General features: G+C 38.6%; 26 protein-coding genes (1 of these 26 running past the window's edge). 16 read left to right on the forward strand and 10 right to left on the reverse strand.

Annotated features, from left to right (window positions below; genetic code table 11):
* The 11 genes from AMET1_RS00955 to AMET1_RS01005 all read left to right on the forward strand — a co-directional run.
* Positions 1–23: the final stretch of a metallophosphoesterase gene (locus tag AMET1_RS00955; protein ID WP_161490697.1), read on the forward strand. The gene continues 742 nt to the left of window position 1, outside the view; only the last 23 of its 765 coding nucleotides appear in the window; its start codon lies beyond the left edge, outside the window; its stop codon occupies positions 21–23.
* Positions 24–227: 204 nt separating this feature from the next.
* The gene (locus tag AMET1_RS07845; RefSeq protein ID WP_086636613.1) at positions 228–923 is read left to right on the forward strand and encodes a hypothetical protein; all 696 of its coding nucleotides are present in this window, start codon (positions 228–230) and stop codon (positions 921–923) included.
* A gap of 16 nt (positions 924–939) precedes the next feature.
* Positions 940–1,272 carry an Rpp14/Pop5 family protein gene (locus AMET1_RS00965; protein ID WP_161490698.1) on the forward strand — a complete coding sequence of 111 codons (333 nt, stop codon included), beginning with the start codon at positions 940–942 and terminating at the stop codon, positions 1,270–1,272.
* Between the two features lie 51 nt (positions 1,273–1,323).
* Positions 1,324–2,088, forward strand: coding sequence for an archaeal proteasome endopeptidase complex subunit alpha (gene psmA, locus AMET1_RS00970; protein WP_086636615.1), 765 nt, complete (start codon positions 1,324–1,326; stop codon positions 2,086–2,088).
* Between the two features lie 11 nt (positions 2,089–2,099).
* Positions 2,100–2,801: a ribosome assembly factor SBDS gene (locus tag AMET1_RS00975; protein WP_086636616.1), complete on the forward strand. Its 702-nt coding sequence runs from the start codon at positions 2,100–2,102 to the stop codon at positions 2,799–2,801.
* A gap of 6 nt (positions 2,802–2,807) precedes the next feature.
* Positions 2,808–3,464 carry an exosome complex RNA-binding protein Rrp4 gene (gene rrp4, locus AMET1_RS00980; protein ID WP_086636617.1) on the forward strand — a complete coding sequence of 219 codons (657 nt, stop codon included), beginning with the start codon at positions 2,808–2,810 and terminating at the stop codon, positions 3,462–3,464.
* Between the two features lie 38 nt (positions 3,465–3,502).
* Positions 3,503–4,228, forward strand: a complete 726-nt coding sequence (rrp41, locus tag AMET1_RS00985) for an exosome complex exonuclease Rrp41 (RefSeq protein ID WP_086636618.1) — start codon at positions 3,503–3,505, stop codon at positions 4,226–4,228.
* A gap of 1 nt (position 4,229) precedes the next feature.
* Positions 4,230–5,024, forward strand: coding sequence for an exosome complex protein Rrp42 (gene rrp42, locus AMET1_RS00990; RefSeq protein WP_086636619.1), 795 nt, complete (start codon positions 4,230–4,232; stop codon positions 5,022–5,024).
* 6 nt (positions 5,025–5,030) lie between these two features.
* Positions 5,031–5,306: a 50S ribosomal protein L37ae gene (locus AMET1_RS00995; protein WP_086636620.1), complete on the forward strand. Its 276-nt coding sequence runs from the start codon at positions 5,031–5,033 to the stop codon at positions 5,304–5,306.
* A gap of 30 nt (positions 5,307–5,336) precedes the next feature.
* Positions 5,337–5,591 carry a KEOPS complex subunit Pcc1 gene (locus AMET1_RS01000; protein ID WP_086636621.1) on the forward strand — a complete coding sequence of 85 codons (255 nt, stop codon included), beginning with the start codon at positions 5,337–5,339 and terminating at the stop codon, positions 5,589–5,591.
* 299 nt (positions 5,592–5,890) lie between these two features.
* Positions 5,891–6,028: a DNA-directed RNA polymerase subunit P gene (locus AMET1_RS01005; RefSeq protein ID WP_086636622.1), complete on the forward strand. Its 138-nt coding sequence runs from the start codon at positions 5,891–5,893 to the stop codon at positions 6,026–6,028.
* 234 nt (positions 6,029–6,262) lie between these two features.
* Here AMET1_RS01005 and AMET1_RS01010 read toward each other — a convergent pair whose 3' ends face one another.
* Together AMET1_RS01010 and AMET1_RS01015 are read right to left on the reverse strand one after the other, a co-directional pair.
* Positions 6,263–7,174: an ABC transporter permease subunit gene (locus AMET1_RS01010; RefSeq protein ID WP_086636623.1), complete on the reverse strand. Its 912-nt coding sequence runs from the start codon at positions 7,172–7,174 to the stop codon at positions 6,263–6,265.
* On the reverse strand, positions 7,143–8,057 hold the full coding sequence (locus AMET1_RS01015) for an ABC transporter ATP-binding protein (protein WP_086636654.1): 915 nt from the start codon (positions 8,055–8,057) through the stop codon (positions 7,143–7,145). Before AMET1_RS01015 ends, AMET1_RS01010 begins: the two co-directional genes overlap by 32 nt.
* A gap of 283 nt (positions 8,058–8,340) precedes the next feature.
* Between AMET1_RS01015 and AMET1_RS01020 the strand changes: the two genes are divergently transcribed.
* Positions 8,341–8,871: a CDP-2,3-bis-(O-geranylgeranyl)-sn-glycerol synthase gene (locus AMET1_RS01020; protein ID WP_086636624.1), complete on the forward strand. Its 531-nt coding sequence runs from the start codon at positions 8,341–8,343 to the stop codon at positions 8,869–8,871.
* Positions 8,872–8,977: 106 nt separating this feature from the next.
* Complete coding sequence (locus tag AMET1_RS01025) at positions 8,978–9,499, forward strand: nitroreductase family protein (protein ID WP_086636625.1); 522 nt, start codon at positions 8,978–8,980, stop codon at positions 9,497–9,499.
* A gap of 313 nt (positions 9,500–9,812) precedes the next feature.
* Here the strand turns inward: AMET1_RS01025 and AMET1_RS01030 are convergent, their stop codons facing one another.
* The 3 genes from AMET1_RS01030 to AMET1_RS01040 form a co-directional block, all read right to left on the reverse strand.
* Positions 9,813–10,130, reverse strand: a complete 318-nt coding sequence (locus tag AMET1_RS01030) for a hypothetical protein (RefSeq protein ID WP_086636626.1) — start codon at positions 10,128–10,130, stop codon at positions 9,813–9,815.
* A 178-nt stretch (positions 10,131–10,308) separates the two neighbouring features.
* Positions 10,309–11,523, reverse strand: coding sequence for a peptide-modifying radical SAM enzyme CbpB (gene cbpB / locus AMET1_RS01035; RefSeq protein ID WP_086636627.1), 1,215 nt, complete (start codon positions 11,521–11,523; stop codon positions 10,309–10,311).
* Positions 11,524–11,708: 185 nt separating this feature from the next.
* The gene (locus AMET1_RS01040; RefSeq protein WP_086636628.1) at positions 11,709–12,953 is read right to left on the reverse strand and encodes an MgtC/SapB family protein; all 1,245 of its coding nucleotides are present in this window, start codon (positions 12,951–12,953) and stop codon (positions 11,709–11,711) included.
* A 164-nt stretch (positions 12,954–13,117) separates the two neighbouring features.
* Between AMET1_RS01040 and AMET1_RS01045 the strand changes: the two genes are divergently transcribed.
* From AMET1_RS01045 to AMET1_RS01055, 3 genes are all read left to right on the forward strand, one after another.
* Positions 13,118–14,479 carry a dihydrolipoyl dehydrogenase gene (locus tag AMET1_RS01045; protein ID WP_086636629.1) on the forward strand — a complete coding sequence of 454 codons (1,362 nt, stop codon included), beginning with the start codon at positions 13,118–13,120 and terminating at the stop codon, positions 14,477–14,479.
* 298 nt (positions 14,480–14,777) lie between these two features.
* Positions 14,778–15,905 (forward strand): DUF1464 family protein, encoded by a 1,128-nt coding sequence (locus AMET1_RS01050; protein ID WP_086636630.1) that lies wholly within the window; start codon positions 14,778–14,780, stop codon positions 15,903–15,905.
* 91 nt (positions 15,906–15,996) lie between these two features.
* The gene (locus AMET1_RS01055) at positions 15,997–16,842 is read left to right on the forward strand and encodes an ATP-binding protein (RefSeq protein ID WP_086636631.1); all 846 of its coding nucleotides are present in this window, start codon (positions 15,997–15,999) and stop codon (positions 16,840–16,842) included.
* 36 nt (positions 16,843–16,878) lie between these two features.
* Here AMET1_RS01055 and AMET1_RS01060 read toward each other — a convergent pair whose 3' ends face one another.
* From AMET1_RS01060 to AMET1_RS01080, 5 genes are all read right to left on the reverse strand, one after another.
* Positions 16,879–17,859: a PAS domain-containing sensor histidine kinase gene (locus AMET1_RS01060; RefSeq protein ID WP_161490699.1), complete on the reverse strand. Its 981-nt coding sequence runs from the start codon at positions 17,857–17,859 to the stop codon at positions 16,879–16,881.
* A 618-nt stretch (positions 17,860–18,477) separates the two neighbouring features.
* Positions 18,478–19,629 carry a DNA alkylation repair protein gene (locus tag AMET1_RS01065; protein ID WP_086636633.1) on the reverse strand — a complete coding sequence of 384 codons (1,152 nt, stop codon included), beginning with the start codon at positions 19,627–19,629 and terminating at the stop codon, positions 18,478–18,480.
* Positions 19,630–19,644: 15 nt separating this feature from the next.
* On the reverse strand, positions 19,645–20,229 hold the full coding sequence (locus tag AMET1_RS01070) for a thiamine-phosphate synthase family protein (RefSeq protein WP_086636634.1): 585 nt from the start codon (positions 20,227–20,229) through the stop codon (positions 19,645–19,647).
* Positions 20,230–20,234: 5 nt separating this feature from the next.
* Positions 20,235–21,272, reverse strand: coding sequence for an AIR synthase family protein (locus AMET1_RS01075; protein WP_086636635.1), 1,038 nt, complete (start codon positions 21,270–21,272; stop codon positions 20,235–20,237).
* A 98-nt stretch (positions 21,273–21,370) separates the two neighbouring features.
* Positions 21,371–24,124 (reverse strand): DEAD/DEAH box helicase, encoded by a 2,754-nt coding sequence (locus tag AMET1_RS01080; RefSeq protein WP_143406790.1) that lies wholly within the window; start codon positions 24,122–24,124, stop codon positions 21,371–21,373.
* Positions 24,125–24,259 lie beyond the last annotated feature (135 nt).

The following is a 24,259-nucleotide window of genomic DNA, read 5'->3' on the forward strand; positions in this document are numbered from 1 at the left end:
AAATAAAAAACAACCAAAAATAGAAACAAAACAAAATATAAACAAAACAAAACAAAACCAAATTAAATTAAATTAAATTAAATTAAATTAAATTAAATAATAAGCATATTCAAGTGAAGTGAAGTGGAGTAGTGGTTGATTGGTTCTGGGGTTTTTGGTTTTGGGTTTTGTTTTGTTGTTTTCCGTAAGTTTGAATTTGTTTGGTGTATTATTGTTGTGTTGTTTTTATGTCTGTTGTAATTTGTGATGTTGGTTCTGGGTTTGGTGTGTTGGCGAGGGAGGTAGGTAGTCTTGGTTATGATAGGGTTGTTTTTTTGGTTGATCCTGGTTTGTTGGGTGATTTGCCTGAGTTGGGTGGTGTTGGTGTTGATGTTGTTTGGGGTGTTTTGTTGGAGCCGGGGTCTGTTGGTGAGTTGAAGGGTTTGGTTGGTCGTTGTAGGGATTTGGTTGATTTTGTTGTTGTTCGGAGTTTGGGTGTTGGTGAGGTTGATCGGGCTGTTGTTTTGGATGGTCGGGTTGATTTGTTGTTGGTTGGTGGTGGTGGGGTTGTTGATTATGTTTTGGCTAGGGATGCTGGTGAGTGTGGTGTTGGTGTTGGTTTTGATTTGAAGTCTTTGTTGGATTCTAGGGGTTATCGTCGTAGTTTGTTGGTTAGGCGTTTTCGTAAGGATGTTGAGGTTTTGGGTAGGTATGGGGTGGATGTTGTTCCTTGTTTGTTGGCGGGGGATAGGTTTGATGTTAAGGCGGCTCGTGATTTTAGGTCGTTGTTGGGTGTTTTTGGTTTTGATGGTGGTTTGTTTGATAGTTCTAGGGAGTTTATTTTGGAGAGGGTTGAGTTTAATAGGGAGGTTGGGGGTTCTGGGTTTGTTGAGCCTGGTGTTGAGGTTGTTGATGATGGTGATGGTGGTGTTGGGGATGTTTGAGGTGGTTTGATTGGGTTTGCCGGTTTGTCTTAGGGATAGTCGTAGGTATTTGGCGGTTCGTGTTGTTTGTGAGGGTAGTGTTGGTAGGGGTGATTTGGTTGGTGGTGTGTGGGATGTTGCTGTTGATTTGTTGGGTAGTGTTTGGGCTGGTGAGTCTGGTTTGTGGATTTATGGTTTTGATGGGGAGTTTCTTGTTGTGGGTTGTTATGTTGGTTATGTTGATGATGTGAGTGGTGTTTTGGGTTGTGTGCGTCGTGTTGGTGGTTTGAAGGTTCGTTTTGATGTTGTTGGTGTTTCTGGTACTATGAGGAAGCTGGAGAAAAGATTTATACAAAAACAAGATGAATGATTTGGTAGATTTAGGTATTTATATATTTTTTTTTAATTAATTGGTGAAATTATGCAGCAAAGTCCAAAGATGGGATATGATAGGGCTATCACTGTTTTTAGCCCTGATGGTAGATTGTTCCAGGTGGAATATGCGAGAGAAGCGGTTAAGAGAGGTACGACTGCGATGGGTATTAAAGCCGCGGATGGCGTGGTACTGATAGTTGATAAAAGGATTTCCACCGAGCTTCTTGAGCCACGGAGTATTGAGAAGATATTTAGTCTTGATGACCATATTGGGTCTGCTACTAGTGGTTTGGTGGCTGATGCCCGTGTCTTGATTGATAAGGCAAGGGTTGAGTCGCAAGTTAATCAGATGACTTATGAAGAGAAGATTGATGTTGATACTTTAACAACCAAGGTTTGTGAACACCTGCAGACCTATACTCAGTATGGTGGGGTTCGGCCTTTCGGTACTGCCTTGTTGATTGCTGGTGTTGACGGTGACAGTCCTAAGTTGTTTGAAACCGATCCAAGTGGCGCTATGATGGAGTATAAGGCTACAAGTATCGGGGAGAACCGGCAGGAGATAATGAAGTATTTCGAGGAGGAGTATGAGGAAGACCTTGATATAAGTGAAGCTATTATGCTTGGTTTAGAAGCATTGATCAATGAGTTGGATGAACATCCTACAGTAAACTCTCTTGAGATCGGTATCGCCCGAGTTGAGACAGGTAAGTTTGAAAAACTATCTGATGAGGAACTACAGGGATATATAGACAGACTAGAGGAATTGGAAGAATCAGAAGAAGAAACTGAAGAAGTTGAAGAAGAATAAAGTGGTTTTTTATGGTCTCTCTCGATGACGCCGTAACGGCTAGAATGGAAAGCCATGGCACGAGGTTCGAAGTCCTAGTAGACCCAGATTTGGCTTTAGCTCTTAAAAACGGTAGCGAAGTAGATTTTGACGACCTACTCGCTATAGACAAAATATTCAAAGATGCATCGAGAGGGGATGAAGCCTCCGACGAGATGATGACGGAGGTCTATAACACCACCGACCCCAATGAGATCGCAGAGAAAATAATCAAGGAAGGCGACATACAGCTAACAAGCGAACAGAGAAAACGGATACAGCAACAAAAAAAGAGAAAAGTAATCAACAAGATAGCGAGAAACGCAGTAAACCCACAACAAAACGACGCTCCACACCCCCCAAACCGCATAGAAAAAGCAATGGAAGAAGCCGGAGTACGAATAGACCCATTCGAACCAGTAAATAAACAAGTCGACATAGCATTAGACGCAATCAGACCAATAATACCAATCAAATTCAAACAGAAAAAATTCGCAGTACTAATACCAGGCAAATACTCAGGCTCCGCCTACGGCCAGATGCAGAACTTCGGTCAAATCGTGGATGAAGAATGGCAAGACGACGGTTCATGGGTAGGAGTAATCCAATGTCCCGGTGGCATCAGAGGAGAACTCGAAGGCCTGGTAGCAGAAATAACCGAAGGAAATGGAGAAGTAAAGGCATATGGAGATTGATAACAAATGGTACATCGAGAAACCGTAATCCCCGGAGAAAAAATAGGAAAAAACCTAAAACCCGGAAAAAACACATATAAAGAAGATAACAACATATACTCAAGCATATATGGATTCAAAAACAAAAGAAACGACACAATAGAAGTATTACCAATCAAATCCAAATACATCCCCAAAAAAGGAGACAAAGTCATAGGAATAGTAACAGACATAAGCTTCAACAACTGGTTCCTAAACATAAACTCCCCCTACGACGCAAGACTACCAGTATCACTACACCCAGAATACATAGAGTCAGGAGACCTCAAACAACACCTAAAGATCGGTGACGCAGCAATAATCGAAATCGTCGAAGTAGACAAAGAACTACAAGCAGACGCAAACATGGACGGAAAAGAACTCAAAAAAATAACAAAAGGAACAATAACACAGATAACACCAACAAAAGTACCCAGAGTAATAGGCAAAAACGCCTCAATGATATCAATGCTAAAAAGAGAAACAGACTGCCAGATCTACGTAGGACAAAACGGAAGAATATGGATAGACGGAGAAAAACAAAACATAGAGAAAGTCACAAAAGCAATCCAGATGATAGAACAAGAAGCACACAAATCAGGACTAACAAACAAAATAAAAACATACCTAAAAAACCAAAAATAAAAAAACACTAGATTTTTTTAATAAAAGAGCGTGATTTTATGAAAACAAAACAAAAACCAGAACGTTTTATTGATGAAGAAGGTAAGCGAGTTGATGGTAGGAGGCCTGACGAAATCAGGCCAATACACATAGAAAGCGGTGTATTAAACCGCGCAGACGGTTCATGCTACATAGAGCTAGGAGACAACAAAATAATGACCGCAGTATACGGTCCAAGAGAAGTCCACCCAAGACACCTAGCAGAACCCGACCGAGCAATAGTACGATACAAATACAACATGGCCTCATTCTCCGTATCAGAAAGAAAAAGACCCGGACCCGGAAGACGAGACAGAGAGATATCCAAAGTCAGCAAAGAAGCACTAGAATCAGCCATATTCCTAGAAAAATACCCCAACTCAGTAATAGACGTATTCGTAGAAATAATCGAATCAGCAGCAGGAACAAGAGCAACATCACTAACAGCAGCATCAGTAGCCTGTGCAGACGCAGGAATACCAATGCGAGACCTAATAGCCAGCTGCGCATCAGGAAAAGTCGACGACACAATAGTACTCGACGTAAACGAGGTCGAAGACAACTACGGACAAGCAGACCTCCCAATAGCAATAATGCCAAAAACCGAAGAAATAACACTACTACAGATGGACGGAAACCTAACAAGAAACGAATTCGAAAAAGCAATAAAACTAGCAAAAAAAGGATGCCACCAACTATACGAAAAACAAAAACAAGCCCTAAAAAACAAATACGGAGGAAACTAAAATGGAAGAAGAACTAATCGCAGAAATACAAAGAGAACACATAACAGAAATGATAAGACGAGGCCAAAGACAAGACGGCCGAAACCTCAACGAAGAAAGAGACATCCAAATAGAAACCAACCTAATCAAAAAAGCCGAAGGATCAGCAAGAGTCAAACTCGGAGAAACCGAAGTCGTAGTCGGAATCAAAATGGAAACCGGCGACCCATTCCCAGACACACCAAACCAAGGCGTCCTAATAACAAACGCAGAACTAAACGCACTAGCATCACCAACATTCGAACCAGGCCCACCAGGAGAATACGCAACAGAAATCGCCCGAGTCGTAGACAGAGGAATACGAGAATCACAAGCAATAGACTTCACAAAACTCAGCATAACAGAAGGCGAGAAAGTCTGGATGATATTCGTCGACATACACGTACTAGACCACGACGGAAACCTATTCGACGTATCCAACATAGCAGCAATATCAGCCCTACTAACAACAGACATACCATACGAAAAATACGAAGTAGAACCAGGAACAAACGAAATAGACATAAAAACAATACCAGTAAGCAAAACATACCTCAAATGCGGAAACGAAATCCTACTCGACCCAACACACAACGAAGAAATGATAGGAACAACAAGACTAACAACAATAACAAACTCAGAAAACGAAATAGTAGGAATGCAAAAAGGCCAATCAGGAACATGGACCGAACAAGAAATATACAACATAGTAGACAAAAGCATAGAAAAAGCACAAAAAACACGAAAAATAATAAAAAACAACATAACAAAAAGGTGACCCAAAATGCCCAAAAAAATAAAATCAGACCCATCAAAAAGATACAAAGCAAGATACGGAAGCAAAATACGCAAAAAAATCGCCGAAATCGAAAGAGAATCAAAAGCAACACACCAATGCCCAAAATGCAAAACAAAATCACTAAAAAGAAACGGAACAGGAATCTGGAAATGCCGAAAATGCGGCAAAAAAACCGCAGGCGGAGCATACAAACCAAAAACACCAATAGGCGCCAAAGTAAAAAGAACACTAAAAGAAGTCAAACAAGAAACAGAAGAATAAACACACAGTAAAAACACAAAAACACAAAAAATGCACACACTAAAACTCACAATAAAAACAAACAACCCAAAAACAACATACAAAGCAATAAAACCCGAACTAAAAGACGCACCAAACAACCGAACCAAAACACAGATAACAAAACAAAACAACAAACTACAACTACAAATACAAGCCAAAGACACAACATCACTAAGAGCAGCAACCAACTCATGGCTAAGATGGATAATGATAACAACAGAAACAAACCAAATAACACAACAAAACCACCAACAAAAAACATAAACAAAACCACCAACAAAAAACATAAACAAAACCACCAACAAAAAACATAAACAAAACCACCAACAAAAAACATAAACAAAACCACCAACAAAAAACATAAACAAAACCACCAACAAAAAACATAAACAAAACCACCAACAAAAAACATAAACAAAACCACCAACAAAAAACATAAACAAAACCACCAACAAAAAACATAAACAAAACCACCAACAAAAAACATAAACAAAACCACCAACAAAAAACATAAACAAAACCACCAACAAAAAATAAAAATAGAAAATTTCTGGAGGAAAAAAATGGGATATAGATGCGCAAGATGTAACGAAGACGTAGAACTAGACCAAGAACGAACAGGAGTACGCTGTCCATTCTGTGGATACAGAATACTAATGAAAAAACGAGGCTCCAACCCCACACACGTCAAAGCACGATAAAAAACAAAACAAACAAAAAACAATAGATTGGGAGTATAAAACCAAACTAAATTACATGTAATTTAAATTAATTTAAATTAAACTCCCAACAAACATCAACTCCACCTACATTAAGCACTTAAATCTATAACTATGGTGAAGTTATCTATTTTCGATCTATTTTTTTTAGGTATAAGGTATTTTAGTGTAATTTAGGTTTCTATTGTTTTCACCGTTTTAACGTTTTTCGTGATTTTAGCTGATGTCTGATTTTTGGAAGTATATGTATCCTAATATAACTGGTACTATCATCCATAGTAGTAGGTATAGTATTAAGGCCGGTTCTGTTAGGTAGAATGGGAGTGTTTCTTTTCCTGTTAGCATTAATGGGTTTGCGAATTCATGGAATTGTTCTAGACCTATGTATTTTGAGGATAGGTATCCGAATGCTGAGATTGGGTTTACGCTGTCTATCCAAACTAGCCATTCAGGCCACTGGCCTATTCCGGGGACTCCACCTTTTATGACGTAGTGTATTAGGAGGTAGATTATGTCCCAGAAGATTAGGAATAGTAGGTATACTCCTGCTGCAAGTCCTATTGCCATTGTTCGTGTTTTAGCTGCTGCGGAGAATCCGATTCCTATGCCGATGAATGACCAGGCTAGTAGTATTGTTAGGGCGATGAATATCAGGTAGTTGCCTATAGCTAGTTCTTCGTATAATCCAATTATTACAAATGTTGCTACTATAAATCCGATTAGTATGGGTATTGTGACTACCAATGCTCTTCCGATGAATTTTCCTAGCACGACGTCGAGACGGGTGTATGGGAAGCTTAATAGTACTCGGAGGCTGTTGGAATCTCTTTCTCCAGCTATTGAACTGAAAACTGCTACCAATGCTATTAGTGGTACGAAAACGATGAATATTGATTGTAGTGCTATAACTGCAAAGTCACTTGTTAACGGTATTTCTTCTCTAAAAAAACCTTCTGGTATTAATGATACTGCGTATACGCCACCTGCTACAATCAATATGAATATCCCGATCAGTATGAGGAATACTTTGGAGCGTATTGCGTCTTCAAAATCTTTTTTAGCTATGTAATGCCACTTCATTTCAATCGATACTTTTTTAATTTTGTTTACGTGAGATATAGCTTGCAAACAGGTCTTCTAAAGTAACTTCCTGGGTTTCAAAATCTAAGACTTCAGCTCCAGATTCTTTAACAGCTTCTAAAACCGTGTTCTTAGAAACTTCATACTCCAAAGTCAATACAACTTTATTGCCTTCTATACCAACGTTTTCCACTCCATCTACAGCCATCAACTGTTCCTTTAAATTAGTTGGTGTTTGTTCCAAAACCAACCTAAGTCCCGATTTACTACCAACCTCTTTCCTCAATCCCTCAATACTGTCAATTGCAATAAGTTTTCCATTTTTAAGTATCGCTACTCGATCACACACTCTCTGCACCTGATCTAGGATATGGCTGGAAAAGAAAACGGTTGCACCTCTATCACGTTCTTCTAAAACTATGTTACGCACCTCACGCGCACCATTTGGATCTAAACCACTTGTAGGTTCATCCAAAATAATCAGTTCGGGGTTACCTGTTAAAGCCATACCAAGACAAAGCCGTTTCTTCATACCTTTAGAATAACCCCCAGCCTTACGGTCAGCAGCATCAAGTATACCAACCCGCTTCATAACCTCTTCAACATCATCATTAACACCCTTAGACTTAATAGCGAACTCAATATGCTTCCGCCCAGAAAGCCTACTATATATACCACACCGTTCAGGCAGAAAACCCGTCCTCTTCTTAACCTCAACACTATCACTCTGACAATCAAAACCTAAAATAGACGCAGAACCACTAGAAGGCCTCACCAAATCAAACAAAATATTAATCGCCGTACTCTTACCAGAACCATTCGGCCCAAGAAAACCAAAAATCTCTCCTTCCCCGACCTCAATACTCAAATCCTCTAAAGCTAAAACATCACCATATGATTTGGTTAGCCCATCCGTAAATATAACCGACATAACTAAAAAGAAATAAGAAATCAACAAATATAAAACTATCCAAAAAATAGACAATAAAAAACCTATAGACCCAAACCCTGAAACATACAGGAATCGAGTTCACCAATTTCATATATCTAGTAGTCGAAAAAAAATTGCCAAGAAAAAACTTTATTCAATATTTTTTTATTGGAAAGTTTTTTGTTAATATAGGTATTTTGGTAATTAGATTTTAATGAGTTTTTTTGTTTTTATCCTTGAATCAAGCCTTAAATCTTTTTTTGAGATGGGGATGGTGTCTTAGATGCTAGAAATAGTTGTAACAGCGCTTTGGCTGGTGATCCCAAGTTATGTTCCTAACTCCACTGCTGTCTTGTTCCAAGGTAAAACACCAATCGACTTTAAATATAACTTTATAGATGGAAACCGGTTGCTTGGCGATGGAAAAACTATAAAAGGTTTCATTGGAGGAGGATTTTGTGGAACAATAGTTGGAACAACCCAGATCTTTTTAGCTCCAACCTTAAACCTACCTACATTCAATGAAAGCATTTTTATCGTTGCAACACTCGCTTTTGGAGCATTAATCGGTGATATGTTTTTCAGTTTTATAAAAAGAAGGCTAAATAAAAAGCGAGGAGCACCATTTCCAGGAGTAGACCAACTCGATTTTTTAATAGGAAGTCTAGCTATAACATGGATCTTACATCCAACATGGTTTACAACAAACTTCACACCACAAATACTACTACTCGCCTTCATACTAACCCCAATAATACACCTAACCGTCAACCGAATCGCATATAAACTAGAACTAAAAGACGAGCCATGGTAAACAAACCACATAAACCACCTAAAAAACAAAAATCTAAACAAAAATGTGTGAAATAGGTAAACTATTCCTAAAAATTCTTATTGTCTGGAGAAATTAATTAATTGATATGAGCGATGTATTAGACTGTATAGTAAATCGACGTAGCATCAGAGAGTACACGGATCAAGAAGTAGACAACAACCGGCTCTACAGCATTCTAGAAGCAGGTCGATGGGCCCCAAGTGGATTAAACAACCAACCATGGCATTTCATATTGATAGACGACCAGAACCAAATCTCAAGACTAGCAACCCTAACAAAATACCAACAAACAATGGAAACATCCAAAGCCCTAATAGCAATACTGCTAGACGAAAACGAATCATACAACAAAACAAAAGACATACAAGCAGTAGGAGCAGCATGCCAAAACATGCTACTAGCAGCACACTCACTCGGCTTAGGAGCAGTATGGAACGGAGAAATACTCAACAAACAAAAAGAAGCCCATAAAGTATTAAACACCCCAAAAAACCTACAACTAATGGCCATAATATGCATAGGACACCCAAAACAAAAACAAAGAAAATCAGAAAGAAAACCACTAACCAAAATCGTACACAAAAACCAATACGGAAACGAACTCTAAAAAACCAACAAAAACCAACTAAAATAAACTAAATAATTTTATCTAAACAGGGCTAAGATCCTCTTCCTTCAGGGAGGGGAGTATGTCACATAGGTAACCTTCTAGTTAACCTAACTAAAAACGTTAGAAAATTAGATAAGTAGGTAGTTGGTAATTAATCCCGTTCAATTCGTTTTTAACTAACTACCTCAGTTATACTTGTTATTTTATCATAAATCAAAGCTAAGATCCTCTTATTTTAGGAAGAGGAAAAAGTGACCTTAACCTTAGGTCTTATTGCATAGTTCATTTATCTTTGGGTGGATGTTTAGTGTTAGCCTACAACTTGGCTCATTGCTATTAAACCTATGATGAGTCCGACGACTCCACCTATTAATGGGTTTAGCGTTAGTATTGTTGCGAGGTATCCTCCTATGGCTACTGTTAGGAGTAGGAAGCCTCCGAAGATTAAGACCTGGATTAGGAATAATAGAGTTGATAGTATGCTTATTATGATTGATATTCCTATTAGACCGATTATTATTCCGGCTATACCTCCATATAATGGTCCTAATCCGATGAAACTTCCTGCAACAGCTCCAGCTAGAGCTAGAATCGGTAAAACTAATGCATAACCAATAATCTTTAACATAATATCTGTTATGTATATACAGATGTAAATAAACTTTGATTGTATCTATTATGTTTGATGATCTTTCGAAGGTATGGTGAGGGCTATTTAACTGTGATTTTGGGCCCCGGCCTATTGGACGGGGCTTCTGGTTTTTTTGTCCTTGTTTTTTCTGATTTGTTTGATATAGAAAGGTTGGTTATGTTTGTGGTGTTTGTGGTGTTTTGATTTCGTGTGTTTTCTTTAGTTTGTCGAGTTTTATTATGTGTTTTTCTTCGTTGTTTTTGATTGTTTTGAATGCGTGTTCTATTATTGATTTGTAGAATTCGCAGTATGGGCTTTCTTTGTTTATTTGTCCTTCGGCTGCGTATATTTCTGCGGGGCATGGTGCTCCACATAGGTGTCTGTATTCGCAGTCTTGGCATTCTGTGATGTTTTCTACTTTTCTTTCTGTTATTTTTTTGAATGATGTGTGGTTTAATGCGGATTCTAGGTCTTTGTTGAATTCTTCTATGCCTATGAATTCTGTGCATGGGTAGACTCCGGTTGGGGTGATTGATATGAATCGTCGGCCTCCTCCGCAGGGTGAGACATCGCATTGTAGTACACGGCTTGCTGGTGCTATTATTCCTAATATGATGTTTGCGTAGTCACCGATTACTGTTCTGTTTCCGTTTTTGGTGTGTTCCATTGCTCTTTCTACTGCGTTTAGGAAGTTTTCGGTTAGGTTGTTGGGTCTTAGGTCTCTTCCTCCTTGACTGGTTCCTCTTACAGGGTTCATTAATACTGTTTCTACGTAGTTTGAGAGTAGATCGACCATTTCTGTTAGTAGGTGTTCGTTGTGTTTGTTGATTGTGGTTATTACGCTGAGTCCTTCATATCCTTTTAGTTCGTTGAGTAGGTTGATTGTGTTTTCATAATGTCCGTCGCCTCTCAAGAAATCGTTTACTTTAGGGTCGGGTGCATCAAGTGATAAACCGATGTTTGCACCAATGTCGGTTAGGAAGTCGATGTCCGTTTTTTCTAGTAATAAACCGTTTGTTTGAACTCCGTAGTCAAACTCTGGATAGCTTTCCATTATATTGAAAATTAATTCTTTTTTTATTAACGGTTCTACACCGTGGAACAAAATTCTCTTGACATTTGTTTGTTTTAATCTATCCATAATCTCCTTGACTTCTTGTTCATCCATTGATATGCCGGTTTCTCTTTTTTCTTTGGGGACATAACAATATGGACAGTCTGCATTGCACGCTTCAGTTACATTAAAATAGACAAACTCGATGTTTTTCTCAAACCTATAATCCTCAATCTCTTGCTCTAGCTCGCTCTCTATGTCACTGATATCTGGTGCCTCTCTAAACCAATAGAAACCTGTTTCAGGGTCATAATAAGTATCTTCTTCAATCCACATATAAAGGGCCTCCAAAAAAATAGGGGGTTAGAAGGGAGCGTCATCTCCCTTCGTGACAAAATGTGTCAAACCACCGTTCTCAGATTCACATCGGTATCTTGTGTACCTCATTTTACTTCACCAACTGACAATACAACACACAACTACTTATAAAACAGAAGCTGTAATGCAGGTGTAACACAATTTTAGATTATTGTTAAGAGGGCTACACCTAAAAGGCCGATAGAAATTAATGTTAAGTTCCAAAACAAAACGGAGACTGTTATTTCTCTAGCGTTGATTGCAGCAAACACTATTTTCACAACTATGCTGGCTATAGTTCCAACTATAATGCCTAAAGCGGCCATCGGCCCCACAATCTGACCGGTTCCAAACATTGCAACTGCCGTTGTTGTCGCAGAACCACTGCTGACCAACCCAGCTAAAGCCATGGTGATTAGGAAACCAGTCTCACCTAAACTAGCGTTTGCCCATGCTGAAAACAACAATACAAATAGGAAAAAACCTCCAAACAACAAGGCATTTTTTATGTTAAATGGAGATTTCAATCCAGCTGGACCCACCCCACCGTTAAATGGATTTGTATAATAAGCAAGAAATATACCGACCAAACAGATCAAACCTAATGGAACCAACACATCAATTATGATAGCTGGTACAAACAGTACTGCAATCACCAGATTCCGAAAGGACATTGCACTGTTCGCCAATAAAATAGTGCTTAATGCCGTTCTATCACTACCTCTAAACTCACCCACCCGGTTAGTTATCGATACAACCACAGCAGTAGAATTTACAAGACCACCGAAAAAACCCGTAGCCCAAAAACCACGTTCTTCATACTCACGCACCAATATATAATTTAAAAAACCAATACCACTGATAGCGATAACCAACAGCCAAACCAACCGAGCATCAATAGCATTCCAAGGGCCAAAAGGTTCAGAAGGAAGCAATGGATAAATAACAAAAGATATAATCGCAAACTCAGTCGCACTTCTCAATTCCTCTCTAGTTAAATTTAAAGCAAACTCATGCAACTCCCTCTTAAGAACCAACAACAAAGCAGTTAAAAAAGCAATAGTAACTCCCTCAAGATAAAAACCCAAACCAACAAGAACACCAACACCATACGCAACCAACATAGAAACACTGGTCGTTAAAAACAAACCCGTCAACTCTTTCTCCCGAACACTCCTATACCCAACCAAAACCGCCAACGCAACAATCAACAAAACCCCCATCGCAATAACCGACTCAAAACCCAAAATACCAAAAACACTCCCAACCAAAGAAATCAAAGCAAAAGTACGAATACCAGCAGGCTTCTCAGACCACTCACGCTCCAAACCTAAAAACAAACCTAACAACGTAGCAGCAACCAACTTAACAATCGTAGGGGGAACCGCCTCAAACAACTGATCAAACATCAAAACAAAAATATATAACCAAACCTATAAATCATCAACCCCCACAAAACCCCAAAACCCAAAACAAAACCAAACCCAAAAAAATGTTTTTAAATATAATGTTTAAAAAACAATAACAATAATATTGAATGTTTTATTAACTATTTTCATTAAGGAGTTTTTTAATGAAGAAATATGATGTGGTTGTTGTTGGCGGTGGTTCTGGGAGCCATATAGTTGATGTAGCATTACAACATGACTACTCTGTCTGTTTTATAGAGAAAGACCGTCTTGGTGGTACATGCCTTAACTATGGCTGTATACCTACTAAACTACTAACTTATCCAGCCGACATTGTTTCAATGAAAGAAAAGGCTGAAAAACTGAAAATCGAAGTAAATATCGAAAAAATCGATTTCAAATACATAATGGAGCGGATGCGTAAAAAAGTTAAAGAAAACTCATCCACGACCATAAAAAATCTAACAGAGATAGAAAACCTTGACTTCCATAATAAAAAAGCCCGGTTTATAGATAACTACAAACTAAAGGTGGATGGCCAAATAATAAAAGGCGATAAAATATTTCTAGCCACCGGAGCCCGAGCAAACAAACCACCGATAAAAGGAATTGACGAAGTAAAAACCTATACAAACGAAACAATCCTCAATATAGAAGAAAAACCAAGTTCAATCATAATAATCGGTGGAGGATATATATCCATAGAGTATGCACATTTCTTCAACTCAATGGGAACCGATGTAACAATACTGCAGAGAAACAAAGACCTAATACCAAACATGGACCACGACATCAAAAAAATACTAAAACAAACATACAACAAAAAACTCAACCTACATACAAACACAACAGCCAGAGAAATCAAAAAAATAAATGGAGAAAAAAAGGTAACTGCAACCAAAAACGACGAAGAAAAAGAGTTCACCGCCGAACTTGTTTTAGTCGCCACAGGCCGGAAATCAAACGCCGACCTACTCAACCTCCAACACACAGATATAGAAACCGATCAAAAAAACTACATAAAAGTCAACAAAAAAATGGAGACAACCCAACCCAACGTATGGGCAATAGGCGACGCAACAGGAAAACACATGTTCAAACACACAGCCAACCGAGAAGCCAACATAGCAAGTGAAAACGCCTTCCACCAAACAGAAATAGAAATGAATTACACAGCCAACCCAAAAGCAATATACTCAAACCCACAGATAGCTTCAGTCGGCCTAACAGAAAAACAAGCAAAACAACAACACGACATACTAATCGGAGAAGCAAGATACAACGAAGTAGCCAAAGGCCAAGCAATGGAAGAAAAAACAGGATACGTAAAAACAATAGTAAAAAAAGAATCAAAAGAAATACTCGGACACCACATAATCGGACCACACGCACCCACCCTAATACAAGAAATAATAACAGTAATGGCCGCAGGAGGAAACCCACAAACCATATTCAACGCAATGCACATACACCCAGCCCTACCAGAAATAAACCTAGAACCATTCACAAAACTAAAACCACCCTAAAAAAACCCGACTATATCATAGATTAAAAAATAGATGGAAAAAACCAACAACAAAAAATGTGCCGAAATAAAAGTCTACTTTTTGGCCATATCTAGCTACTATGTATATTTGTTTTCTTACCTAGTGATTTTCCAAAAACACCTATATCTCATTAATAAATCAACTCAAAAAACTAAAAACACAGGTTTTAAACCCCCAAAAAAACAGAGTGGGATCAATACAAAGCATACGTAAACAACTGGGAAATAAACAGATATCTAGAGAAGTTCTAAAGCAAAATAAAACAATTAAGTTGTGTATGAAGGTAGTTGGCATAGACCCAGGAACTAAAAGCATGGATGTATGTGGCCTTGAAAACGGAGAGGTCTACTACGAAAAAACAGTGGACACAATGGAGGTTGCAGAAAATCCAGAAAAACTCATTAACACAATCAAAGAAACCGGAGAGCCAGACCTGATTGCAGCTCCCTCCGGATACGGCGTAGAACCAACCAAACTCAACGAAATCCCACAAAAAAGGTTAGAGGAATGGTACTACAACTACATACTACTAACAGAGAAAGTATTCATCGAAAGAGCCCGTAAAAACGGTGTTTTCGGAGCCGAACTATACCACGCAATGACAGAATCAATAAAACAAATGAAAAAACTAAAATCCGAAATCATATTCATACCAGGCGTAATAAATTTAGAGACAGTTCCAAAACACAAAAAACTGAATAAAATCGACATGGGCACCGCCGACAAACTAGCCGTAACAACACTCGGAATCCACACCACAACACAAAAAAACCAAATAGATTATAAAGATGTTGATTGTCTTGTTTTGGAGATGGGTTTTGGCTACAACTCCATAATCAAGGTACGGGGTGGCAAGGTTGTTGATGGCCTAGGTGGCACAACAATGCCAGGACCCGGATTCCTAACCGCCTCCACCCTGGACCTAGAGGTGGTGCAGCTCGGTAAAACCTGGGACAAACAAGACGTATTCCAAGGAGGAGCCCAAACAATAGCAGGGGTAGAGACACCCAAAGAACTCATGGAAAAACTGGATAAACCAGAGGCTAAACTGGGTTTCGACGCAATGATAGACGGAATCGTAAAAGGAGTAAAATCCCTAAAAAACAAAGATGAACTGGTTTTGTTGTCCGGCCGACTCAAAAACCACCCCGAAATAACAGATGAACTCCAAGACAAACTCAAAAACATCGATTTAAGGGAGATGGATGGACTGCCTGGAGCCGAAAAAACGAAGAAGACGGCGCAGGGATACGCAGTTGTTGCAGACGGATATCATGGTGGAAAATACAAAAAACTAATAAACCACATAGAAATCAAAAAAGCAAACGGAACAAGCATAGACTACCTACACCACCCAAAAGTAAAAAACATCAAAAAAAGCTTCACAAAATTCAAAAAACAATGATAAAAAAACGGACATAAAAACAAATGTAAATACAGTGATAAAGATAGGTAATTGAATATTGAGGGTTTGATTAGTTGGGGGTTGGTTTGTATTGGTTAAAAGAGATGTTATTGAAATAGATCGGGAGATTTGTGATGGGTGTGGAGAATGTATACCAGCTTGTCCAGAAGGTGCGATTCAAGTAATTGATGGTAAGGCAATGCTTGTTAATGAGGCTTTCTGTGATGGGTTGGGTGCTTGTATAGGTGATTGTCCTAAAAACGCAATTGAGATAACGGAGAAGGATGTGGAGCCATATAATGAGGAGGAAGTTGTTGAAAAGATGGTTCAACAAGGCCCAAACGTTCTAAAAACCCATCTACAACACCTATCCGACCATGGACAACAGGAGTTGTTGGAGACTGCAGTAAACCACCTAAAGGAGTTGGGGATCGAACCACCTATTGAATTTGAAGCTAACGAAATAGAGAAAACTTCTCATTCATGTCCTGGAGCTCAGATACAGACTGATGATAAAAAAACGGTTGGAGATGAAGAGTATCGGTTAAACCAATGGCCGATTCAACTAACACTTGTTCCGGTTAAGGCACCTTATTTCCAGACTGAAGAACTGGTCTTCATCGCCGACTGCGTTACACCAACCTACCCCGATATACATCAGATTATCAGAGGACGTCCATTGGTGATGGGTTGTCCGAAACTTGATGAACGAGACAGCTATATAAATAAACTAACCAAGATTTTGGAACAAAATCCAATTGAAAAAATAACCAATATACACATGGAAGTTCCCTGTTGTTACGGAACAAAACAGATAATAGAAAAAGCTATAGAGAAAATAGATAGGGAAATCCAAACCAAAGAAATAATTATAACGGTTGATGGAGAGATAGAACAAAATACAACTGATAACCGACCTAAAAAAAGAGGTTATTAATTTAATTTAACTTATACCTCATTTTTTTTATTTGATTTAGAGGTTTGTTTTTTGTTTTAGTTTTAGTTGGAAGTTTGAGCCTCCTAGTTCTGAGTCTTTGTATTCTATTTCTCCATCTATGTTTTCTATGATTTTTTTGGAGAGGTATAGTCCGTGGCCGAGGCCATGTTCTCTGTCGGAGGTGTATCCTTGTTGGAATATTTTTTCTTGTAGTTTAGGGGGTACGCCGGCTCCATCGTCTTCTATATTTAGTATTGTTTTATCGTTTGTTTTTTTGGTTGTTATACGTATTTTGCTGCAGTCTGAGTGTTGTATGGCGTTTTCTATAATGTTTTTAATTACTTCTGTTAGTATTTCATTTCCATTTACTTGTAATTCGTTGTGTAAATCTGTTTCTAGTTTTATGTTTTTTTGTTTTAGTTTGTGTTGGAGTTTTTCGATTGTTTTTTCGGTTGTTTTGGTTAGGTCGATTTTTGTTTTTTTTATTTGGTCGGCTTTCTTCAGTAGTGTTATATTGTTGATGAGGTATTTTAGTTCGTCTTCTGTTTTCTCGATCTTATTTATGTGTTTTGTTTGTTTTTCGGATGGGTTTGTCTCTTTTAGGAGGTGTATGTATCCATCCATCACCATCAGTTTGTTTTTGATATCATGCTCTAACAATTCTTCAACCAAATTTCTCCGTTTTTCTGCTTTTTTCTTATCGGTAATGTCGTTTAAACTTAATATATATCTATGAAATCCATTTAAATCGTTGAGAGGGTTTAAGTGGTACTCTATCCAGATATTTTTGTCGTTTACTTTGATTTTTTCGATACCATGTTTTTCATCGTAGTTTAGATCGATCTGTTCTATTAAATCATTGCAGGATAGACCATCTTTCTCTGTTTGGAGGATTTCATTTGTTTTTTGGTTGGCTCTTAGTATTCTGCCTTCGTTGGTAAGTTCTATCAAACCGATTGATGATTTTTGGAACAGATTTTCTAAACGAACCCTGTTTAGGTGGTTAATTCGGCTCAAGAAGTAGGAACCACCGAGTATTAAAAACAAACCACTTAGGTAGATGGGTATATCTACAACCGGATTTGAAAGAAACAACGCGATAGTTACAGCCAGAAATATAAATAGATTGAATAGCTTGAGTTTGTTGGTGCCTTTGAAAATCAGGTTAACTATTAACCCAACAATCAGTATGCTTAACCCAAAATTAAAGGAAAAATCATTTAGGTACGACATGTAGATAAGATGTGTAAAACCGATAAAAACAACCAAATACATGAGGTTGGTTAATTGTTTTTTTACGATATCGAACAAGTAACTTAATAGAAAGATAGATAGTAGAATGATAGTTGCAATCAATCGAGATGTGGTTCCCATTGGGTCTTCCAACCCATAGGCAGTATAGAAAACTCCAAAAAATAGGTAGGAAAACCCAGCTACGAAAAGAATAACTCTATAATAACTAACTCTGTCATACTGATTTAATAGTTCATATAACCACAGTCTTGGGTCGCGGTTTTTAATTAAAGACATTTTTATATCAAGGTGAGTGTAAAACTACTCGAAAATTTTTTTGGGCTGTTTTTTTTGGTTTTTGTATAGGCTTTATTTGTTTGTTGTGTGTCTGTGTTTTTTGTTTTAGAGTCTTTTTTTGTCTATTTTGTCGAGTTTTTGTATTGGTTTTGTGTGTCCTAGTTTTTTGAGTATTCTTGCTGCGTCGAGCTGGATTTCGTTGTAGTTGTCGTTGATTAGTTTTTTTATTTGGGGGGTGTATGGTTTTGTGGTTTCTGGTGATTCGTTTGTTATGTGTTTTATTGTTTTGGTTATTTCTTTGCGTACGCTTATCGATTGGTTTTCTAGTTGTGGTGTGATTTTTTGTATGTGTTTTGTTAGTTGTTGGGGGTTGTGTTTTGCTATGTATTTTAGTGTTTCTGCTGCGTCTGCTTGTATTACCCATGATTCTTCGTTTAGCATTTTTGTTATTTGGTTTGTGTAGGGTGTGATTTTTTGGGGGTTGTGTTTTGCTATGTATTTTAGTGTTGAGGTTGTGTTTGCTCTTGCTCTCCATCGGGGGTCTTCGAGTTTTTTTGTTATTTGGTTTGTGTAGGGTGTGATTTTTTGGGGGTTGTGTTTTGCTATGTTTTTGAGTGTTTGTGTGGTGTTGATTCTTATTTCATCGTCTTTGTGGTTGAGTTGGTTTATTAGTTCGTTTGTGTATTTTTGTATGGTTTCTGGGTTGTGTTTGGAGGTGTTTTTTAGTATGGTTGTTGTGTTTTTTGTTATCTGTTGGTTTTTGTTTTGTAGTGATAGGTTTTTTATGTGTTTTGGTTTTATTTGGTGGTTTTCTGTTATTTCTGCGAGTATTTGTGTTGTGTGTAGTTTTGTTTCGTTGTCTGTTGTGTGGTTTTGGATTTTTGGTAGGTATTCATTGATTTTTTGGGGTTGTTTTTTTGATATGATGTTGAGTATGTGTAGTGTGTTGTTTCTGGTTGTTGTGTCTTGTTCTAGTGTTTCTATTAGTTTTGGTAGGTGTGGTGTCATCTGGGTTGGGTGTTGTTGTGTGATGTAGGTTAGTGCGGTTGTTAGGTCGTGTTTAACTATCCATGGTGTTGTTTTGGTTAGTTTGATTATTTTGGGTATGTGGTTGGTTAGGTTTTCTGGGTTGTTTATAGCGGTTTTTAGTATTTTGTAGGATTTTTTTGGCTCTGGCTTGCGCTCTAACTCCTTTATTTGTTTGTTTATTTTTGTTGTGGTTTTTCTTTTTGTTTTTATTGTATTGTTTTTTGGCATTTTACTATGGTTTTTTTATGTTTTGTGGGTGTGTTTTGTTATGTTTTTTGATATTTTTATTGTTTTTTTGGTTAGTGTATATGGGTCTTTTCCTATGTATACGTATAGTGGTTCTTTTCCTAGGCCTGGTGTTTCGTAGAAGATGTCTGGTATTTCTCCGTATTTTTGGTGTAGGTATTTGATTTTCCATGGCATTGATTTTTTTTCGCCTTTTTTGTGTGGTGTTGGTTCTTTCTGTCGATCTATTTTACCTATTTTGGTGTTGGTTGTTTTTTTGATTGCTTTTGTTGTTTGTTTGTTGTATCTTAGGTTGATTCCGGCTTGTATTTCGGGTCGGTGTTTTTTTATTTCTATTAGTGCTCGGGCCATGTGGTCGGAGCATCCTATTTTTGGTTTGCCTGAGGCTTTTGGTTTTCCGTTGATGGTTGTTATTCTTCCGTTGATTGCTGCTACTTTTTTTGGGTCTGTTTCGTTTGGTTGGCAGTATACGATGTTTGTTCTTACTTCTGGTATTAGTTTGCTGAATGTTGGTGTTTTTTCTATTAGGTGTGTTGCTTGTAGTAGTCCTCCTAGTAGTTCTCTTTCTGTTTTAGTATCCATTTTTATCACTTTTCTGGCTGTTTTTTGAAGAATGTTTTCCAGAATGGGTCGGTTTTAACTGGTTTTAGTTGTTTTTCTTGTCCGTTTTTGTTGATTATTTTTGTTCCATTTTTTTGTGGTGTTATTTCTCCGATTATCCATGATTGTATGTTGTTTTTCTTGAGGTTTTTTTGTATTTTGTTTGTGTTTTTTGGTGGGCATGTGAGTAGTAATGTTCCTTCGCTTATGGAGGTTAGTGGGTTTATGTTGTGGTGGTTGCATACGGCTTTTATTTCGGGGGGTATTGGTATTTTGTTTTTGTGTATTTTGCATCCTTTTTTTGATGCTTGTGTTATTTCGTGTATTCCGTTTATTATTCCGCCTTCGGTTGCGTCGTGCATTGCGTTTGAGTGTTTTCGGGCTATGGCTGCGTCTTTTAGTACTGTCATGTCGTGGTATCTTTTTTTGGCTTTTTCGATTAGTTTGGTGTTGTATTTGGTTTTTAGTTGTTTTTCGGATTTGTGTGCTAGTATTCCTGTTGCTTCGATTGCTGGTCCTTTTGTCATTATTATTTTGTCTCCGGTTTGGGCGTTGCTTGGTGGGGTTAGGTCTTTTGGGTTGCCATATCCGATTACGGTTCCTCCGCCGTTTAGTGGTGCTGGTATTCCTGGGTAGACTCCGGTGTGTCCTCCGACGATTGTTATGTTGTGTTTTTTGCATTCGGTGTGTATTTGGTTCCAGATTTGCTGGAACTGACTGTCTTCTGTTTCTGGGGGTAGTAGTAGGCATATGGTCATTAGTTCTGGGTCGACTCCTAGTACGGCGACGTCGCTTGCGCATATGTGGACTACTGCCCATCCGAACTGGTTTTGTATTGATGGCATTGAGAATGTTGGGTCTTCTGAGATGACCATTGCTTTGTTTTTGTTTATTTTTATTGCTGAGGCGTCTACGCCGTGTTCTGGCCCTATCAATACTTTTTTGTTTTTTGCGCCGAGTTTATTGTATATTGTTTTTTCGAACAACTCTCTGTCAACTTTGCCTACTGGTGGTAATCCATTCATTTTATCCCTATCTCTCTAAATAATGTTATATTGCTATAAAAACATAATTGCTTGGTTTTAACTGCGTTAAATCAATTTTGTTGTTTATTATTGGGTTTTTAATCCCAAAACATGTGTGTGCGTGCGTATTTACGTTCTTCGTTGTATATTTTTCGGTATAGGCCTTCCCCTTCCGGTAGGTCACGTAGGATTCTTGAAGCAGCTGTAGGTCCTACTCCACGTCCAGCTAATACGGTTACTCCTTGTTTTCCATGGGATAGAACAATGTTTGCGCTTTTTATCAGGTTTTTCACATCCTTATCGTTCTTACCGGCTTTATATTTCTTGATTTTTTCTTCTTCCCATGGCTTTAAAGCAGCTATATACCTTGAGTCACATACTGGACATTCGGGGTCGCCTCGAACATGCCTTATCTTCTTGGTGGTCTTCCAGTCACCACAGTGTATGCAGAAAAGAAGTGTACGGTCATCCTTTATCCGCTCCTCAATCGTCCGGATAATTGTTTCATCGGTTTCTTCAGGAGAAATCAAGTCAACCCCACTTTCCTTGCCTAACCGACCGATAGGTGAATGGCCATTCTTCCAGGATACCGAGATATCACTGCCAATAGCGTTTAATACCTCTTTAGAAGTTTTTATATCGAGTTTGTAGTTTAAAATCTCCTTCATAGCTTCTTTATACAAAGGAGTATCCTTGTATATCTCCAGTAATTTCTCAGTGTCATATGAAGTATATTCAGCATCCTTCCTCACAACACCAAACTTCTTAGCAACCTTCATCAACTCCCACTTGAATTGAGAGGTATTTTTCAACGACATCATCAAGATTGGCTCCAAATGACTGGGGTCAACCGGAAAAACCTCTTTAACTATTGAGGTACGTGTCTTACCCGGTAATTTAAGTGTAATCCTATATGGATCAACATCCAAGCCAACACTACCACCGATACGTGAGGCCAGTAAGGAGGTAACCGCCTGCCCCAAAGTCTTGTTCACCCTGTGGCCAAAACAACAATTCAATATTACCTCCCGCTTACCCAACTCACCAACAATCTCTTTATCTGTAGGTACAGGAAATCCATTATCCAACTGCCTACCAACCACATCAATTATTTTATCAACCGACTCACCAGATAGCCGTAGGCTATCAAAATCAACCTTCTCATCTTTCTCTATCGCTGTTTTAACCTCTCTACGCACCTTACCTACAGATTGAGCAACCATGTATGGAACAGGTATTTCCTCACCTACCCAAGTAGGAATAGTTCCCTGAGGATCTTTTATCTCTTCAACCTTTATTTTATCATCTTCCATACTCAGGATACGCCACATCTTACCCTCGGTAATAAAAACCTCACCAGGTTTAGCAAAACCTGCAACAAAACTCTCGTCAAGCCTTGCAAGCGGCCTACCACTAGCTATATCACGCACTTCATAGGTACTCTCATCAGGAATCATGCTTAAATTAGAGTAATAGTATTTCCAGGTTGAACCACGCCTCTTAACCATATTATCTTCAAAAGAAACTACTCTAGCTTGACTCAATTGGTTCAAAACCCTTTCTAGACCATCTTTAGTTAGATCTTTATATGGATATGCCTTTTTAACCAACCTGTACGCCCTATCCAAAGTTAGGTCATCAACTTCAAGAGCCAACCCCGATATTTGGTTGGCTAAAACGTCATAACACATAGTTCTAGGAACAATATCTTCCAAATCATTATTCAAAGCCTTCTCTATTATAACTCCCGACTCAGCAATATCATCAGGATTACTAGAGAGTACAACGCCCTTAGAATCCTTTTCAATCGAATGACCAGACCTACCAACCCTCTGCAACAACCTAAAAACCTGCCTTGGAGAGTTATACTGTATAACAAGATCTACATGACCAACATCGATACCCAACTCCATCGAACTGGTGCAGATCAACGCATCCAAACCACCGTCTTTAAAACTATCCTCAACCTCGATCCTACGTTCCTTAGATAAAGAACCATGATGCACACCAACCGTTCTATCCAACAAATTCATACGACTCGATAACGTCTCAGCCATCTGCCTCGTGTTAACAAAAATCAAAGTAGATTTATGGCTCTCTATCAACTCAATCATGCGCATTAAATGGCCTGACATCTCCCTCGACAACATAGTTTTACGTTTAACACGATCAACACCGGTTTCAGGCAATGGAGATTCAATCAAAAAATCAAACGGCTCCGAAGCCTCGATCCAAACCAACTCACAACCCCGGTCAACACCCACAAGCAGGTTCATAATATCCCTGGGATTCCCAACAGTAGCCGACAAACCAAGTCTCTGAAACCCACCAGCAGCCTCCTCAAGCCGTTCAAGAGCAAGAGACAACTGAATCCCACGTTTAGAATCAGCTAAATCATGTATCTCATCAACAATAACATGACGTACATTTGAAAGATGCTCCCGCATCCTCGAACCAGGTAAAATCGCCTGTAAAGTCTCAGGCGTAGTAACAAGCAAATCAGGTGGATCCAAAGCCTGCTGCCTACGCCGATAACTAGTAGTATCCCCATGACGAACCTGAACATCCAAACCCAACTTATCACCCCACCACTCAAGCCTACCAACAATATCACGATTAAGAGCCCGCAAAGGAGTGATATACAACGCCTGAATACCCTCCCCACCCTCAATCAAACTCAAAACAGGAAGAGAAATAGCCTCAGTCTTACCAGAACCAGTCGGACTAATCAAAAGTAAATTCCCACCACCAACAACCTTAGGAATAGCCCGACGCTGTGGCTCAGTAGCTACATCAAAACCACGTTCACGAACAATCTCAACAACATCCTCACCAAGAACATCAAAAGGCATAAAAAACCAAACCCAACCAAAAATCCAACAAAACAAATACAACCCTAAAACACTATCACTTTTACCCCTCCAAAAAACCAAACCAAACCAAACCAAACCAAACCAAACCAAACCAAACCAAACCAAACCAAACCA

This window comes from Methanonatronarchaeum thermophilum, assembly GCF_002153915.1.
Lineage (GTDB): Archaea > Halobacteriota > Methanonatronarchaeia > Methanonatronarchaeales > Methanonatronarchaeaceae > Methanonatronarchaeum > Methanonatronarchaeum thermophilum.